Origin of the sequence: Algoriphagus litoralis, assembly GCF_003259255.1 — a bacterium.
GTDB classification, from domain to species: domain Bacteria; phylum Bacteroidota; class Bacteroidia; order Cytophagales; family Cyclobacteriaceae; genus Algoriphagus; species Algoriphagus litoralis.
This window is the reverse complement of sequence record NZ_QGOL01000012.1, coordinates 17,359-32,492: the sequence shown is the minus strand read 5'-3', so window position 1 is coordinate 32,492 and position 15,134 is coordinate 17,359. Positions and strand designations below refer to the sequence as shown.

14 protein-coding genes are annotated in these 15,134 nt (G+C 44.1%); 11 read left to right on the top strand and 3 right to left on the bottom strand.

Translation table 11 applies throughout. The features are described from left to right. On the top strand, positions 1–792 hold the full coding sequence (locus DK188_RS14560) for a rhomboid family intramembrane serine protease (RefSeq protein WP_111671566.1): 792 nt from the start codon (positions 1–3) through the stop codon (positions 790–792). Between the two features lies 1 nt (position 793). After that, the gene (locus DK188_RS14555) at positions 794–1,729 is read left to right on the top strand and encodes a rhomboid family protein (RefSeq protein WP_111671565.1); all 936 of its coding nucleotides are present in this window, start codon (positions 794–796) and stop codon (positions 1,727–1,729) included. A 45-nt stretch (positions 1,730–1,774) separates the two neighbouring features. Here DK188_RS14555 and DK188_RS14550 read toward each other — a convergent pair whose 3' ends face one another. The 3 genes from DK188_RS14550 to rlmN form a co-directional block, all read right to left on the bottom strand. Continuing rightward, a complete protein-coding gene (locus tag DK188_RS14550) occupies positions 1,775–2,245 on the bottom strand; it encodes a hypothetical protein (protein WP_111671564.1) in 471 nt (156 codons plus the stop codon). Between the two features lie 57 nt (positions 2,246–2,302). Beyond that, positions 2,303–4,975: a TonB-dependent receptor plug domain-containing protein gene (locus DK188_RS14545; protein ID WP_111671563.1), complete on the bottom strand. Its 2,673-nt coding sequence runs from the start codon at positions 4,973–4,975 to the stop codon at positions 2,303–2,305. 72 nt (positions 4,976–5,047) lie between these two features. Further along, a complete protein-coding gene (rlmN, locus tag DK188_RS14540) occupies positions 5,048–6,112 on the bottom strand; it encodes a 23S rRNA (adenine(2503)-C(2))-methyltransferase RlmN (protein ID WP_111671562.1) in 1,065 nt (354 codons plus the stop codon). A 264-nt stretch (positions 6,113–6,376) separates the two neighbouring features. On the opposite strand from rlmN, the gene ccsA (DK188_RS14535) reads away from it, so the two are divergent. From ccsA (DK188_RS14535) to gldG, 9 genes are all read left to right on the top strand, one after another. Then, on the top strand, positions 6,377–7,051 hold the full coding sequence (gene ccsA, locus DK188_RS14535) for a cytochrome c biogenesis protein CcsA (protein WP_111671561.1): 675 nt from the start codon (positions 6,377–6,379) through the stop codon (positions 7,049–7,051). A 132-nt stretch (positions 7,052–7,183) separates the two neighbouring features. Continuing rightward, positions 7,184–7,426, top strand: a complete 243-nt coding sequence (locus tag DK188_RS14530) for a CcmD family protein (protein ID WP_111671560.1) — start codon at positions 7,184–7,186, stop codon at positions 7,424–7,426. A 12-nt stretch (positions 7,427–7,438) separates the two neighbouring features. Further along, a complete protein-coding gene (locus DK188_RS14525; RefSeq protein WP_111671559.1) occupies positions 7,439–7,855 on the top strand; it encodes a cytochrome c maturation protein CcmE domain-containing protein in 417 nt (138 codons plus the stop codon). A gap of 29 nt (positions 7,856–7,884) precedes the next feature. After that, positions 7,885–10,404, top strand: a complete 2,520-nt coding sequence (gene ccsA / locus DK188_RS14520) for a cytochrome c biogenesis protein CcsA (protein WP_111671558.1) — start codon at positions 7,885–7,887, stop codon at positions 10,402–10,404. Between the two features lie 70 nt (positions 10,405–10,474). Continuing rightward, on the top strand, positions 10,475–11,059 hold the full coding sequence (locus DK188_RS14515) for a MarC family protein (protein WP_111671557.1): 585 nt from the start codon (positions 10,475–10,477) through the stop codon (positions 11,057–11,059). A gap of 41 nt (positions 11,060–11,100) precedes the next feature. Next, positions 11,101–11,556, top strand: a complete 456-nt coding sequence (rnhA, locus tag DK188_RS14510; RefSeq protein ID WP_111671556.1) for a ribonuclease HI — start codon at positions 11,101–11,103, stop codon at positions 11,554–11,556. Between the two features lie 146 nt (positions 11,557–11,702). Further along, positions 11,703–12,614: a gliding motility-associated ABC transporter ATP-binding subunit GldA gene (gene gldA / locus DK188_RS14505; protein WP_111671555.1), complete on the top strand. Its 912-nt coding sequence runs from the start codon at positions 11,703–11,705 to the stop codon at positions 12,612–12,614. 110 nt (positions 12,615–12,724) lie between these two features. Then, entirely contained in the window at positions 12,725–13,444 is a 720-nt protein-coding gene (gldF, locus tag DK188_RS14500) for a gliding motility-associated ABC transporter permease subunit GldF (RefSeq protein ID WP_111671554.1), read from the top strand. After that, the gene (gene gldG, locus DK188_RS14495) at positions 13,441–15,123 is read left to right on the top strand and encodes a gliding motility-associated ABC transporter substrate-binding protein GldG (RefSeq protein WP_111671553.1); all 1,683 of its coding nucleotides are present in this window, start codon (positions 13,441–13,443) and stop codon (positions 15,121–15,123) included. The genes gldF and gldG overlap by 4 nt, the downstream gene beginning before the upstream one ends. Positions 15,124–15,134 lie beyond the last annotated feature (11 nt).

Genomic DNA, 15,134 nt, shown 5'->3' with positions numbered 1-15,134 from the left:
ATGTTTAGAAATATCACCCCGGTCGTACAAAATCTCCTCCTGATCAACATCGTCGTTTTTGTGGTGGCGAATTTTGTATTTCCAGTATTGAATGAGTGGTTTGCCTTGTATTACCTTCAAAGTACCTACTTCAAACCATTTCAATTTTTAACCTACATGTTTATGCATGCCGATTTTTGGCATCTATTCAGCAACATGTTTGGATTGTTAATTTTTGGTCCCCTGCTTGAACAGTTTTTGGGTCCTAAAAAATTATTTATCCTTTGGATGGTCTGTGGGATCGGTGCAGGAGTACTCTATTCAGGCTACTCTATGTATGAATATAAAACGCTTGAAGACAAAGTACTGGCTTTTGAAAGCAGTCCAGATCCTGAATACTTCAACCGCCTTGTATTGGAAAACAGGGGCTACTTCTCACCGGAAGTTTTTGATTTTGTGGATCAATACAGTCGAAATCCTGAAGACCCCATGTATATAGAGCGAGCAGAAAAGACCCTTGAGGCTATTCTTAGACTTCGCTCTAATCAACCCATGGTGGGTGCATCTGGCGCACTTTTCGGAATCTTGGTAGCTTTTGGTATGCTTTTCCCAAATACTCAACTCTTCCTGCTTTTCCCCCCCATGCCTGTCAAAGCAAAATATTTGGTGGGAGTTTATGCCCTTTATACGATTTATAACGTATTTCTAAACAGCCCTACCGATAATGTCGCACATTTTGCGCATTTGAGCGGACTGGTGATCGGGGCGATATTGGTTTATTATTGGAAAAAGGACAGAAAAAGTTTCTATTGATATGTACGGAGGTTTCTGGGACAATTTGAAAAATGCCTTCAGGCACAGCGACAACAGCCTTTATAAGCTGATTGCGATCAATATTCTGGTGTTTTTTGGATTGCTGATTGTCCGCGTACTGCTCACCATCAGTGGATTGGGAGACATTTATCAAGCTGCCTTAAGTCATCTGACAATGCCTGCTTACCTGCCCAAACTTGCCACTCAGCCTTGGACGGTGTTCACTTACATGTTCCTGCACGAAGGGGTTTTTCATATTCTCTTCAATATGCTGTTTTTGTACTGGTTTGGTTTATTGGTTCACCAGTACTTAGGCAGTAGAAAACTCGCCAATCTTTACATTTTGGGCGGACTATTCGGTGCTTTGTTTTATGTGGTTATCTACAACCTTGCTCCCTATTTCAGCCAATCTGTAGAAACTTCTATGATGTTGGGAGCGAGTGCAGGCGTTTTTGCCATTGTCGTAGGCGCAGCGACACTCACTCCAAATACCACGTTTTTTCTACTCATTATCGGTCCTGTCAAGATCGTTTACATTGCGGCATTCTATGTAATTCTATCTTTTGCCAACTCCATCGGTGCCAACGCTGGCGGGGAGATTGCCCATCTGGGAGGAGCACTGCTCGGCTACCTCTACATCACTCAGCTCCGCAAAGGGAACGACTGGGGAGTGCCCGTGCAGAAAGTGGGAATTTTCTTTGAAAATCTATTTAGCCGAAATCAAAGCAAAGTAAAAGTCAGCTACCGCAAAGCAAAAACTACGAGCAGTGGTGGTTTTGGGAGCTTTTCTTCCAAATCCAATCCTTCCACGATAGCAAAAAACCAAGAAGCTACACAGGAAGAAATCGACATGATCCTGGATAAAATCGCCGAGAAAGGATACGATGCACTTAGCAAAGAAGAAAAAAGGAAGCTTTTTGAATTCAGCAAAAAGTAATAACGGCCTATCCTGACCTCATTTTCGAGATAGATTTCAAACGGACTAAAGAGGAAAAGCCAACCCAATTCTGAATCCGGGTTCCTGCCTAAATTGACTTTGAAATTTGAACTCGGTACTCAGGCCAACCCATTCCGTGAGGACGATATAGGCACCGACGCCGACATTAGCTCCAACATAATTTTGCTTGACCCCAGGCTGTCCGGGTTGATTATTTTGAAAAGTTTGGCTGTATCCTGCCATAAAATAGAGCTGTGATGGTCCCTCGGTCACATAATACCGCAGGTCAAAACTCAGGTTGCTGGAATTACCCACTTCGGGAAAATATTTCACAAAACTCGGCATCAAAGCAAACTTGTCTGCAAAAAAGAACTCAGCTCCGGCTCCGGCTCCAAATTCACCAAACCGTAATCCATAGGTTGCCAAGGCATGTAGTCTAGCATCACCTTTTTCCTGAGCCTCAGACTGAATGACCAAGGCTCCCATCAGAACAAAAAACAAAAGTGCTTTTTTCATAGATCCAGCTTTTTTCTAAAAAAGGTAAGCGCCTTTGCTGAGCTTTGCAAGTGTGGACTATTGGATGATTTTTACAGTCCTGCCCAGTCTACCTTCAGCGTCCATCCCTTCTAGAATGATCAGTTGGCGTTTTGCAGTGTCAGAATTGAAAAACTGGATTTGTGCTTTGCCATTGGCATCAGTATTTACTGCTGGGTTCCAATAAAGTGTCGCCCTGCTGTCCGTAGTAGCATTTGCGTTTGATTTTTCATCGTATTTGGGCGAATAAAATTCCCTCGGAGAATCATACCCTCCATATTGGGTCACCAAGGTCCCCCCAACGCTTACATTACTGATCCCAGCACCCGTTTTGGTGTAGACTGCAATGACCCCATTTGCACCCTGCGAACCAAAAATGGCTGCTCTGGCCGGATCCTTAAAAACATCCACACTGGATACATCCCGGGGATTTATTTGAAGTAAGGTGCTGGCATCCACAGGGAAATTATCCAACAAATACAATGGACCTGTTCCGGAGTTAACCGAGCCTACTCCCCTGATCTGGACCTGAACATCCAAACCCGAAACAAAAACCTGAACTCCGGATACTCTGCCTTGGATCAGCTGAAAGACGTTTGTATAAGCAACATTCCCCGGGATTTTATCCGGATTGATTGTCACATCACCTGTTCCATATATTTTTCTGACTTCCTCTTCTTCTTTTTGAATCGTCTTGGCTTCTACAGTCACTCCTTCCAGATCCAAAATATCCTGATCTTCATTGAGTCGCTGAAGCAAGTTTCTTGCTTCGAAACTTTCTGCTAAGGCAGCAGGCCATTGGATTTGGGTGGGGTAGACCCCATTGATCTGAGTAAATACTGCCTCAGGCTTGATGATACTCACATCCACGAAATTTCTTGCACGGCTATCCTCAGCGGTGATGGTCACTGTGACCGAATCCTGATAATCCAATTCCCTTAAAATAAACCGCCCATTTGGGCCGTATTCAGAAGAAATAATCTCAATTCCATCCCCAATTACAGCACTTACCTTTCCACCACCAAGTCCTTTTTTGGTTTCTTGCTGCTCTGTAATCTGTCCTTCAATATTAATTCCACGCTCGATGAAATTAGCAATCTCAGGAAGCTTATTGGCCAATACATCATCCCAGGTAAACCGTCTCCATCCATGAGTCAACATGACTAGATCAAGCAGCTCCAATGTCTCTGCTTCCTGATCTTTGAAATAAATTCCTGGCTGATGGATTTTGCCACGAAGGTCTGAAGTCAGGAGCAAGGACGAGAAAATGGTTCCATACTCATCTGACTCATCACTCACTTGATCTGCATCAGTCACAGAAATGGAAAAAGAACCTTTGGCAGGCTGATTATTGAAAGTCCCTGTAAAGTCCAACGCTACTTTTCCCCGAGGGCTGAGTGGACCGGAGTTGGCTAGTTCAAGCTTGAGAAAATCATCTTTTTGAACAAAAATCAAACGCTCCAAAAGCGGCTTGCCCTCAGTACTCAGTACAGTAATGTGGTTGATCCCGGAGATGAGGTTTTCTTTTGGAATCCTAACTCCCCAAACTCCATTGGCCAAAGCACCCTGAATCATGTAATTGATCACCCCACGAGTCTGAGAAACCAACAGCAAGGAATTTGGGTCGTACTGCCCCTGTACAAAAACCGTGATAAATGCAGCACCAGGATTATTGACTACTTGGACGACAAGTCCCTCAGAATCCGCCTTGGGGAGGGAAACAGTTCTGGTTTCACCTGTTTTTGGGTTGGTGATTACCGCTGAATAATCTGATTTGGAAGGCGTCAATTCCACTTTTCCCATGCCTCCAAAACGGGTGGCAAAAGGCTGTCCCTCGATTGTACCCTGAATATCCAAAGGAGTTCCATCTGGATCCACAGCACGAAAGGCCACATTTGACTTTTTGCCAATCACCATATGTCCTCCCTCAGGCAAAAACTGTACATCTGCCAAACTCAAAGCGTATGGCAGGCGGATGGTCTGAGTCACGGGATAATCCCCGTTTTCATAGTAAGTCATTTCCAGACTTTGACTGGGATTGTCTTTTTCGGGTATAGTGAAGGAAAAAGAAGCTTGACCCTGTGCATTCAGGGCAAGAGATTGCTTGTACAATTCAGTTTCGCCGGCAAGTGCTCGAATTTCCAAAGGTTGATTGGACAATGGATTTCCACTACTGGAAACTGCATCGATTTCTACTTGGTATTTTACTTTCCCGGTAGAGGTACTGATTTCGCTAAAGTTAACCTTTGGAAGAAATGACCCCCCTGCACCATCGACTACTACAAAAGAAGTGGTAAGAAAATATTCTTCACCAAAATTTCGCATCCATGCTGTGTAGGCTTTGACTTGGTATTTACCTGTTTTTCCGAATCTTGGAATTTTAAAGTCCCCCGCACCACGGCCTTGTTCGATTTTCACTTTGCGCTGCTCCAACAGCAGGCCAGACCCATCAAAAATATCCACATATAAGGTGCTACTCAACGGAGAGGGAATCTGGCTACTCCCTGCAAGGAGATAGGCACTGAACCATACGTCATCACCCAGAGTGTACGTATGCTTATCCAGGTGCAGATAAACTTTCTCCGTAGGAAATTCTTTTTGGATGCTCTGAAAATAGTTTTGAATCTGATCAGGTAATGTTTCCTGTGCCTGAATGGGTAAAACAAAGAAGCTGAATGCAACAAAAAGCATCCCTGAAAAAAGGGTTTTCATGAGTAGAATAGTTGGTTATCAAAAACGCAAGTAATAAAACTACTACTTGCTTTAAATACAAGAAAAAAAATATTAAATCCTTGATAATTGTGCTACTTCGTTTTTATTAGCCAGCTGCCCACACGCAGCGTCGATGTCTTGTCCTCTTGATTTCCGGACTTTGGCGATGATTCCATTTTGCTCCAAAATCCGCACATACATATCCACTGCTTCCTGCTTTGCCTGACGAAATTCCCCTTCATCGATCGGGTTGTACTGGATCAGATTTACCTTTGAAGGAATGATTTTACAGAATTTGGCAAGTGCACGTACGTGTTTTTCATCGTCATTGATTCCCTCCCAGATCACATATTCGTAAGTCACCTTTCGTTTGGTCTTTTGGTACCAGTATTTTAAAGCTTCAGCTAGTTCCTCGATCGGATTGGAATCGTTGATCGGCATGAGACGGGAGCGCGTTTCATTGATCGCCGAGTGGAGCGAAACGGCAAGATTAAATTTAACCTCATCGTCTGCCATCTTTCGGATCATCTTGGTCACCCCTACAGTAGACAGGGTAATCCTTCTCGGAGCCATTCCAAGTCCTTCGTGAGAAGTAATTTTATCAATGGCCTCGATCACATTGGCATAATTGAGCAGAGGCTCACCCATCCCCATGAAAACGATATTGGTCAAGGGCCGCTGGAAATAGGTCTCTGCTTCTTCTTTGATGGCGACGACTTGGTCGTAAATCTCACCAGGGGTGAGGTTACGCATACGCTTAAGCCTCGCAGTTGCACAAAAGTTACAATCCAGACTACAACCTACCTGGGAGGATACGCATGCAGTAATCCGCTTGGTGGTAGGAATAAGTACAGATTCGACAATCTTATCATCGTAGAGTTTTACAGCATTTTTGATGGTGCCGTCGCTGCTATGCTGCATCAGATCGACCTGAATGTGGTTGATGATGAAGTTTTCCTTCAGCATTTCCCGGGTGGACAGGGAAATATTGCTCATGTCATCGAAGTTTTTCAGGGACTTATTCCAAAGCCAATCATAGACCTGCTTTGCCCGGAATTTTTTGTCCCCTTTTGCCAAAAAATAGTCTTCCAGCTCGGTCAGACTTAATTTTCGAATGTCGATCTTTTGGTTTTCCACAGGACAAAGGTAAGGATTGGAAAATTGAAATATTTTAAAATTGAAAAATAGGAAGAATGGTTTTGGGTGTCTTTGTTGATAACATAAAAAAATGATCTAGTCCCGGGGATTTCAAATTTCGTCGGATCTCGCCGGATTGATATCGAACATGACCTCGTAATTGGTACTTCTTAAATCGTAAATCCCATTTCCTTTTATCAGAAAAAAGCACGGGATTCAGGAACTTATGACGTATTTTTGCGCTTGAAAAAGCAAAATTACCCTATGCGCCAATCCTGGTGGAAAATCCTTGCAATCGGACTCTTGCTGTACACACTCACTGCCGGATTGCTGATGGACGTCCCTCGACTTCCTATTCTGAATGAAACCATCCGTGCCTTACATTTCCATGTGACCATGTGGTTTGGGATGATTCTGATGCTGATAGTGGCAGTATATTACAGCATTAAATATTTGCGAACCAACAACCTTGAGCATGACGACATGGCGATTGAATTCACTAATGCCGCTATTCTTTTTGGCGTATTGGGTATTGTCACCGGGATGCTATGGGCGAGGTTTACCTGGGGAGACTACTGGAGTGGTGATCCCAAGCAAAATGCCGCCGCTATAGGCTTACTCATGTACTTTGCCTATCTCATTCTCAGAGGCAGCATCACAGATCCACAGCAGAAAGCTCGGATAGGTTCAGTCTATAATATTTTCGCTTTTGCAGCTTTCATTCCCCTGATCTTCGTTTTGCCAAGGTTAACAGACAGTCTTCATCCTGGTAACGGAGGGAATCCTGGGTTCAACGCCTACGATCTTGATTCCAAACTCCGCCTGGTATTTTATCCAGCAATTCTAGGATGGACCCTTTTGGGAGCTTGGATGGCAACGGTCCGAGTGAGAATCCGTAGAGTGGAACGAGTGCTGGAGGACAGATTTCTAAATTCCTGAGATGAAATCGAGCATGACCCAAGTCGATACACAAAGGGATGATTGTAATGCATCTTCCTGCCGGAAGGCGAGAAGATTCCACCTGCCTGCCGGAAAAGGCAGGTGTGTCTGCTAAAAACAAATTACAAACACATGAAAAAATTCTTGACAATTGCCCTGCTACTATTCTCACTGAGCGCTCTAGCTCAGGAAAAAATTCCGGTAACCGAATCCGACTACTCCAACAGTACCGTAGAAATGGCGGATCAACTGCGTGGAGACGGAAAAATTTATGTTTTGGTGGGAATCATTGCAATCATTTTCATCGGGATCACAGTTTATCTGGTAAATACGGACCGAAAAATCTCCAAACTCGAAAAAAACATTACGTCATAAACCGCTCGATATATGAAAAAAGGACACATCATCGGCCTAGGAATCATAGCAATCGCCATCGTAATCATCATGACTTCCATCGGAGATGCCAGTAGCTACGAAAGCTTTAATACCGCATGGGAAATGAAAGAAGACGGTGAGGACAAAGCGATTCACGTCGTGGGTCAGTTGAAAAAAGACGCTACCGGACAGGTGTCAGGGATTGAGGTACGGGAAGACAAAACTTCATTTACTTTCCTTCTGGTAGACAATGATGGTACAGAGCAAAAAGTATTTTACAACGAACCGGTGCCAGCTGATTTTCAGCGCTCAGAGCAGGTAGTCGTAATCGGATCTTATCGAGACAAAGAAATATTTGTAGCAGATAAAATCCTGATGAAGTGCCCTTCCAAATATCAGGAGACAGATGTGCAGGCGGCAGGAATGTGAAGTTGAAACGCTATCCCAATTAAAAAATCATGATTAATACCTTTGTGGGTAATCTTGGCCATCTGATGACGATCGTGGCCTTTGTCAGTGCACTGGTTACTGCTTATGCCTATTTTCAGTATTTCAGGGCAAATGAAATTGAAAAAGCAAGCTGGAGACGGTTCAGCCGCATCAGTTTTTACATCCACACGGTTTCTACCGTGATGATTGCTTTCTCACTTTTTGAAATCATCTACAATCACCGATACGAGTATTTTTACGCCTATTCTCACTCCTCCAAAGCACTTCCTGTCCACTATATGATTTCCAGTTTCTGGGAAGGACAGGAAGGGGCATTCATCCTCTGGGCATTTTGGAATGTAATTTTAGGTGTAATCCTAATCCACACCAATAAATTCTGGGAAGCGCCTGTGATGATTGTTTTCGCTTTGGTTCAGGCCTTTTTGATTTCAATGATTATGGGTGTGGTGATCGGAGATCTGAAGATCGGCAGTTCTCCATTTATGTTGTTGAGAGATGCAACTCAAGCACCGATTTTCGAGCTCAATCCCGATTTTGTTCCTGAGGATGGAACCGGCCTCAATCCACTTTTGCAAAATATCTGGATGGTGATTCACCCACCAACACTTTTCCTTGGTTATGCTTCCACGTTGATTCCTTTCGCCTTTTTGATCGGTGGATTGGTGACCAAAAGATATTCTGAGTGGATTCGTCCGGCACTTCCTTGGGCCATTTTTTCAGCCATGATTTTGGGAATGGGAATTATCATGGGTGCCTATTGGGCCTATGTGACGCTCAACTTTGGCGGCTATTGGAATTGGGACCCGGTAGAAAATGCCGTGTATGTTCCCTGGCTGATTCTGGTCGCCTCGATTCATACCATGATCACCTTCAAGAAGAGCGCTACTGCGCTCAAGACTTCCATAGTCTTGGTGATTATGAGCTTTATTCTGGTGCTTTATGCTACATTCTTGGTGAGATCTGGGGTGTTGGGAGATGCTTCCGTACACTCATTTACCGATCTTGGACTTTCCGGTCAGTTGCTGATCTACATGCTGTTTTTCTTGGTGATTGCTGTGTTTTTGGCAGCCAGAGCTTGGAAACACATACCCACTTCAGAAAAAGAAGCTGACGTGTATTCCCGTGAGTTCTGGATTTTTCTTGGTGCTGTGACCTTGGGGTTGATGGCATTCCAAGTGATTCTTCCGACATCAATTCCCGCTTGGAATGCATTGGTGGAAAGCTTCGGCGGCATCTCAAATATGGCGCCTCCGGCAGACCAAGTGGAGTTTTACACCAAATTCCAATTGTGGTTTGCTGTAGCGATTGCACTTTTGACCTCGGTTGGACAGTTTTTCTGGTGGCAGAAAATTGACAAAAAAGCACTGAAGGAAGCCTTAGTTACCCCCTACATCGTCTCGGTGCTGATTTCTGCGGCGATTATTGTTTTGGCAAAAGTTTACGACTGGAAATACATCATCATTGTCCTTGCCGGCACTTTTACCATCGTGGCAAACGCGGTGATTCTAGCCAAAATTCTCAAAAAATCCACATTTAAACTTGCGGGGGGCTCATTGGCACACATTGGTTTGGGCATGATTCTCATCGGGATCATGTTCAGCTCGGGCTATTCGGATGTGATCTCCATCAATATGTCAGGACTTACTTATAGCAACAGCTGGGAAGATGAGATGAATAAGGAGCACGTCCTACTCTGGATCAACAAACCGACTCAGATGAAAGATTACACGGTCATCTACCGGGGAAGGCAGAAAAAAGTGGTAGGCGTGCCAGAATACGTGCCTGCTAAAATCCTCGAATCGACTGGAAACGTCAATGAAGCTATCGCCTTGGAGGATTTCAAAGATCACTTCAAAAAAGGCGATGTGGTCAAGATCGTTTTGGAAGAAAATGACTACTTCAAAATCGACTATCTCCAGAATGAAACCCTGAAATTCTCACTCAGTCCGATGTCCCAATTTAATGAAGGCATGGGCGGGCTGATATCTTCCCCTGATTCAAAAATCTATCTCAACAGAGACTTGTACACCTATGTCGCTGCAATGAATGATTATGAAGATCCGGAGTGGAAAGAAGATGAAAACTATGAGGTATCTCCAGGTGAGCAATTTCACATCGCTGATTTTGTTACCTACTTTGACGGAGCAGAGGTGCTCAAAGAAATCGAAGGGTACCAGTTGCAGGAAGGCGATGTCGCTGTAAAAGCCAAGCTTCGGGTTCTGGATTATGACACGGAGAAACTACTCGAGCCAACGTTTATCATACGTAACAATCAAGTCGGTAAATTACCGGTCATCGATACTGAACTTGGGCTGAAGGTGAGCTTGGAAAATATTCTTCCAGAGCAAAACAAATTTGTCTTCAAAGTCAATCAATACCAGAAAGACTATGTCGTGATGAAAGCCATCGTCAAGCCATACATCAATGTACTTTGGATCGGCACGATTATCATGTTGATCGGTTTCTCGGTCGCGATTTTCAGGAGATTTGACGAATTTCAGAAAATGCGGGACAAAGGATTGGAGTGATTTGAAAATAGAAATCAGCGATTTGAAATTGGATTCCACACAAAGCTCTGAAATTGCCTAGCTTTGCGGAATGTTGGACTTCAAGCAAATACTCTCCGTCTCTCTGATCCTCTTTTCTGTGATCGATATTCTGGGCTCTATCCCGATTGTCATCAATCTGAGAAAGAAAGTTGGCCACATCAAATCGGAACGAGCAACCCTGGCAGCTGGCTTGTTAATGCTAGCTTTTCTTTTGGTAGGAGAATCGATCTTACGCCTTTTTGGTATCGGGGTAAGTGATTTTGCCATTGCTGGAGCCTTGATCATTTTTGCGCTCGGCGCTGAAATGATTCTTGGGATAGAACTTTTCAAACCTGATCCGGATGCGACATCCAGTGCTTCGATAGTTCCGATTGCCTTTCCCTTGATCGCTGGAGCAGGCACCCTCACCACGATTTTAACACTAAAAGCAGAATTTGCACAGGTAAACATCGCCATCGGTATCCTGCTGAATCTGATCTTTGTCTATGCTGTATTGAAAAGTACGACTTGGCTCGAGAGCAAACTCGGAAAGACTGGATTGGATGTTTTGCGACGAATTTTCGGAATTATTTTGCTTTCGATAGCCGTGAAAATCTTCAAGACAAATGCCTTCCCTATTGAGGTTATCAACTAAATAATAGGAGAAATTCCTGTGAATTTCCCGATTTTTACTCCATGATTATCATTTTCACTGATGGCGCTGCCAAAGGAAATCCAGGTCCAGGAGGCTATGGAGCAGTTTTGAAATTCGGTCAGCACCGAAAAGAACTTTCTGAAGGATTCCGCCTGACTACCAACAACCGGATGGAATTGCTCGCTGTAATTCGTGCCCTGCAAGAATTGAAATCCACCGAATTTCCTGTTCACATCTATTCTGACAGCAAATATGTCGTGGACGCGATCGAAAAAGGTTGGCTTTGGGGTTGGCAAAAGAAGGGATTCAAGGACAAGAAAAATCCAGACCTCTGGCTCCGTTACATTCCATTGCATTTAAAATACAAGCCCAAGTTTTTCTGGGTAAAAGGACATGCCGGGCATCCGGAAAATGAGCGGTGCGACCAACTGGCCGTGGCAGCTGCAGAAGGAATTGGACTGAAAGTTGACACGGGCTACGAAGAAAGCCTGAATTAACACTCGCTTTTGCAAATTCATATCCAGCCAAAAAACACAAATAAAGTTGGCATTCACCTTGGGTTTGATATTTTTGCCTGAGACCATTTAAAAGGCAATCTCTTACCTCATTCGGCGTTGATTTTCTTTTAGGTCATTCCCTACCTATGTCACTTCAAGTCTCCCAATTAAGTAAACTTTACGGAACCCAAAAAGCGCTCGATAGCGTCAGTTTTTCAGCTACGCCGGGAAGAATCTTGGGTTTTCTGGGGCCGAATGGTGCGGGAAAAACCACCACGATGAAGATCATCACGGGCTACCTTTCGGCAGATTCAGGTGAAGTAAGTGTGATGGGTGAAAATGCCCTGGAAAACCCCAAACGGGTCAGTTCCAGAATTGGGTATCTCCCGGAAAACAATCCACTTTACCTAGATATGTACGTTCGGGAATTCTTGGAATTTTCGGGCGGACTTTATGGATTGACTACCGCTGAAACCAAAAATAGAGTAGGAGATTTGATTCAGAAAACAGGACTATCGCCTGAACAGCGCAAGAAAATCGGTCAACTTTCCAAAGGATACCGGCAGCGGGTAGGGTTGGCCAGAGCTTTGATCCACGACCCTCAGGTTTTAATTTTGGATGAGCCCACCACAGGTCTTGATCCGAATCAACTGGTGGAAATTCGCCAGTTGATCCAGGAGGTTGCATCCAACAAAACGGTCATTCTATCCACCCATATCATGCAGGAAGTGGAAGCTATCTGTCAGGATGTGGTGATAATCAATAAGGGTCAAATCCTGGCTGCAAGTGCACTTTCTGACTTAAAAGCCGGCACTGGCAAAATCGAATTAGTCTTGGAAACTGAGGAAGAATTAGACTTAACTTGGTTTGAAAAACTTGAAAAGGTACAGTTTGGAGTCAAAGGGAAAAAGCAGATAGTCATTGAGACCAATGAACCGTCTGAAAGCCGAAAAGTGCTTCTTCAGATCATCGGGGACCGCGGACTCAATTTGAGTAACCTGAGTCAAACTTCTAAAAATTTGGAAACGCTATTCCGAGAAATAACCAATTCGAAATGAAATCAAGGATGGCTCAAAAGGTTATCAGTTTGAAGATCTGCCGAAAGGCGAGGTTCCACCTGCCTGCCGGCAAAGGCAGGTGTGGCCTTTGAAAACCAGAAGAGAATCACATGAAAAGTTTATTCCTAAAAGAAATCAATGCCTTTTTTGGTAGCTTGACAGGCTATCTGGTATTGGCTTTATTTCTTATAGCGTTGGGATTGATCGTATGGGTTTTCCCTGAAAGCTCCGTGTTGGATTATGGATTTGCTGATTTGGAAGCGCTATTTACATACACCCCTTTTGTATTCACATTTTTGGTTCCGGCACTGTCGATGCGATTGATAGCAGAGGAGCGAAAAACCGGTACTTGGGAACTTCTGCGAACTTCCCCGCTTACTTTGGTACAGATTCTTCTGGCGAAATACTTTGCGCTGGTCACCTTGGTTTTGTTGGCTGTTTTACCCACACTATTGTATGCCTACAGTATTGTTCAGCTTGGAGATCCGGTTGGAAATTTGGACCTGGCTGGTTTTTTTGGAAGCTGGATCGGGCTGATCATGATCGGAGCCACCTTTGCCGCAGTGGGACTATTTGCCAGCGCCTTGACTTCGCAGCAGGTCGTCGCCTTTGTACTGGGAGTATTTCTTTGCTTCCTTCTATACTTTGGGTTTACCGCGCTCGCTGAACTGCTGACCGGAGAATTCGCCTATTTTGCAGAGGAATTGAGCTTGAGCTATCATTACATCAGCCTAAGTAGAGGGGTCATTAACAGCGGAGACATTTTCTTTTTACTTGGAATGATCTGGGTATTTTTAGGAGCTTCTGTTTTGGTTTTGAGAAACAAATGAAAAATCAAGCGCTCCATACCGTCAAGCCTTTTTTGATCCTTTTCGGGGGTGTACTCCTCTTTTTCCTTTTGGCGCAACTCGTCCGATTTAGAATTGACCTGACGGAGGAAAATCGATACTCTCTCCATCCTGCCACCGTGGAATTGCTCCAAGGTCTTGACCGCCCCCTTCATGTTGACATTCTGTTGACTGGCGAAAATCTGCCCGGAGGCATGCGGAGACTTCAGAAGTCCATCGAAGAAACAGTCCGAACTTTCAATGCCTATTCTTCAAAAAAAATCACCTTTTCTTATTTCGATCCCCTTTCGGTGACTGATTCGCTTCAGGAGGAATTCATTTTTACCCTGGTCGATTACGGAATTAATCCAACCAACGTCTTTTCCAACCAAAACGCCGGTCAACAAAGTCAATTGATTTTTCCAGGAATATTGGTGGCTGATGATGAATACGAGACCGGAGCCTTGGTATTGAAAGGTGAGCGAGGCATGACTCCTGATCAGATTCTCAATACCTCCATCGAAAATCTGGAATTTGAACTGAGCAATGCCATTCGAAAACTGGTCAATCCTGAAAAAGAAGCTATTGCGATGATCATTGGTCACGGGGAGCTTTCCGAAGATGAGGGATATGGAATCGTGGAAGCCCTCGATGGACAATATGAGGTATTCAAAGTACCATTGGATCAGGCGAAGGCAGTACAGGATCTGATGAATTTTGGGACGATTTTTATAGTCGGACCAAAGCAATCTTACACCGATCGAGAGCTCTATCTTTTGGATCAATATGTGATGCAGGGTGGAAATCTGGTTGTTGCAGCAGAAGGAGTCGATGTAGATTTGGCGGCAGCCGGTGGAGAAGGCACTTTTTCTTTTCCCCTTGAAAATGAGCTTGATCGCCTTCTTTTCAGGTATGGAGTCCGGATCAACAAAGACCTAATCCAAGATCTCAACCTCAGTTACATTCCTGTACTTGGGGGGAATTTTGGAAATCAGGAACAGCTAGTTCCATTACCTTGGCCCTATTATTTTAACGCAGGTAGGGTTACGACTCATCCGATCACCAAAGCTTTGGATCAGGTCAACTTTCGGTTTGCGAGTAGTCTGGATACGGTCAAAGCTGATGGAGTCAGCAAGACCCCTTTGATCTTTGGCTCAGAAAATGAAAAAATCATTCCTGCACCTTCCAGAGTGGCATTTTCAGATATGGAGCAAGCTCCAAAAGTCGAGGAATTTAACATCCGAAATCTTCCTTTGGCCTATCTTCTTGAAGGTGAATTTACCTCACTTTTCAAGAATAGATTTATTCCGGATGGTTTCAGCAATGCTGAATTTAAAGAATCCGGAAGTGGAAAAGTAGTCGTGTTTGGAGATGGATCGGTTTTTCAAAGCCAGCAAAGCCTCCAAGGAGCCCAACCTCTAAGCTTGGGCGAGGATCCTTTTGCCCAAACTACCTATGCTAACCGACAACTGCTTCAGAATCTGGTCCAATTCCTGAGTGATCCCGAAGGAATCATTGCATCAAGGACTCGCACCCTTCAGATCCGACCATTGGACAAGGTGAAAGTTTCTCAACAAAAAACGTTCTGGCAAGGGGTAAATGTGATCCTACCTGTTCTGATTTTAAGCCTTTTGGGAGGAATAATTCTTTATTTTAGGAAGCGAACCTACTCCAGAACCTAACTTGGCTTTAT

Coding starts and splice junctions, on each gene's coding strand:
- gldF (WP_111671554.1), top strand. CDS start 12,725: ATGAAAAGTTTATTCCTAAAAGAAATCAATGCCTTTTTTGGTAGCTTG.
- DK188_RS14545 (WP_111671563.1), bottom strand. CDS start 4,975: ATGAAAACCCTTTTTTCAGGGATGCTTTTTGTTGCATTCAGCTTCTTT.
- DK188_RS14515 (WP_111671557.1), top strand. CDS start 10,475: ATGTTGGACTTCAAGCAAATACTCTCCGTCTCTCTGATCCTCTTTTCT.
- ccsA (WP_111671558.1), top strand. CDS start 7,885: ATGATTAATACCTTTGTGGGTAATCTTGGCCATCTGATGACGATCGTG.
- DK188_RS14525 (WP_111671559.1), top strand. CDS start 7,439: ATGAAAAAAGGACACATCATCGGCCTAGGAATCATAGCAATCGCCATC.
- gldA (WP_111671555.1), top strand. CDS start 11,703: ATGTCACTTCAAGTCTCCCAATTAAGTAAACTTTACGGAACCCAAAAA.
- DK188_RS14560 (WP_111671566.1), top strand. CDS start 1: ATGTTTAGAAATATCACCCCGGTCGTACAAAATCTCCTCCTGATCAAC.
- DK188_RS14530 (WP_111671560.1), top strand. CDS start 7,184: ATGAAAAAATTCTTGACAATTGCCCTGCTACTATTCTCACTGAGCGCT.
- DK188_RS14555 (WP_111671565.1), top strand. CDS start 794: ATGTACGGAGGTTTCTGGGACAATTTGAAAAATGCCTTCAGGCACAGC.
- rnhA (WP_111671556.1), top strand. CDS start 11,101: ATGATTATCATTTTCACTGATGGCGCTGCCAAAGGAAATCCAGGTCCA.
- DK188_RS14550 (WP_111671564.1), bottom strand. CDS start 2,245: ATGAAAAAAGCACTTTTGTTTTTTGTTCTGATGGGAGCCTTGGTCATT.
- ccsA (WP_111671561.1), top strand. CDS start 6,377: ATGCGCCAATCCTGGTGGAAAATCCTTGCAATCGGACTCTTGCTGTAC.
- gldG (WP_111671553.1), top strand. CDS start 13,441: ATGAAAAATCAAGCGCTCCATACCGTCAAGCCTTTTTTGATCCTTTTC.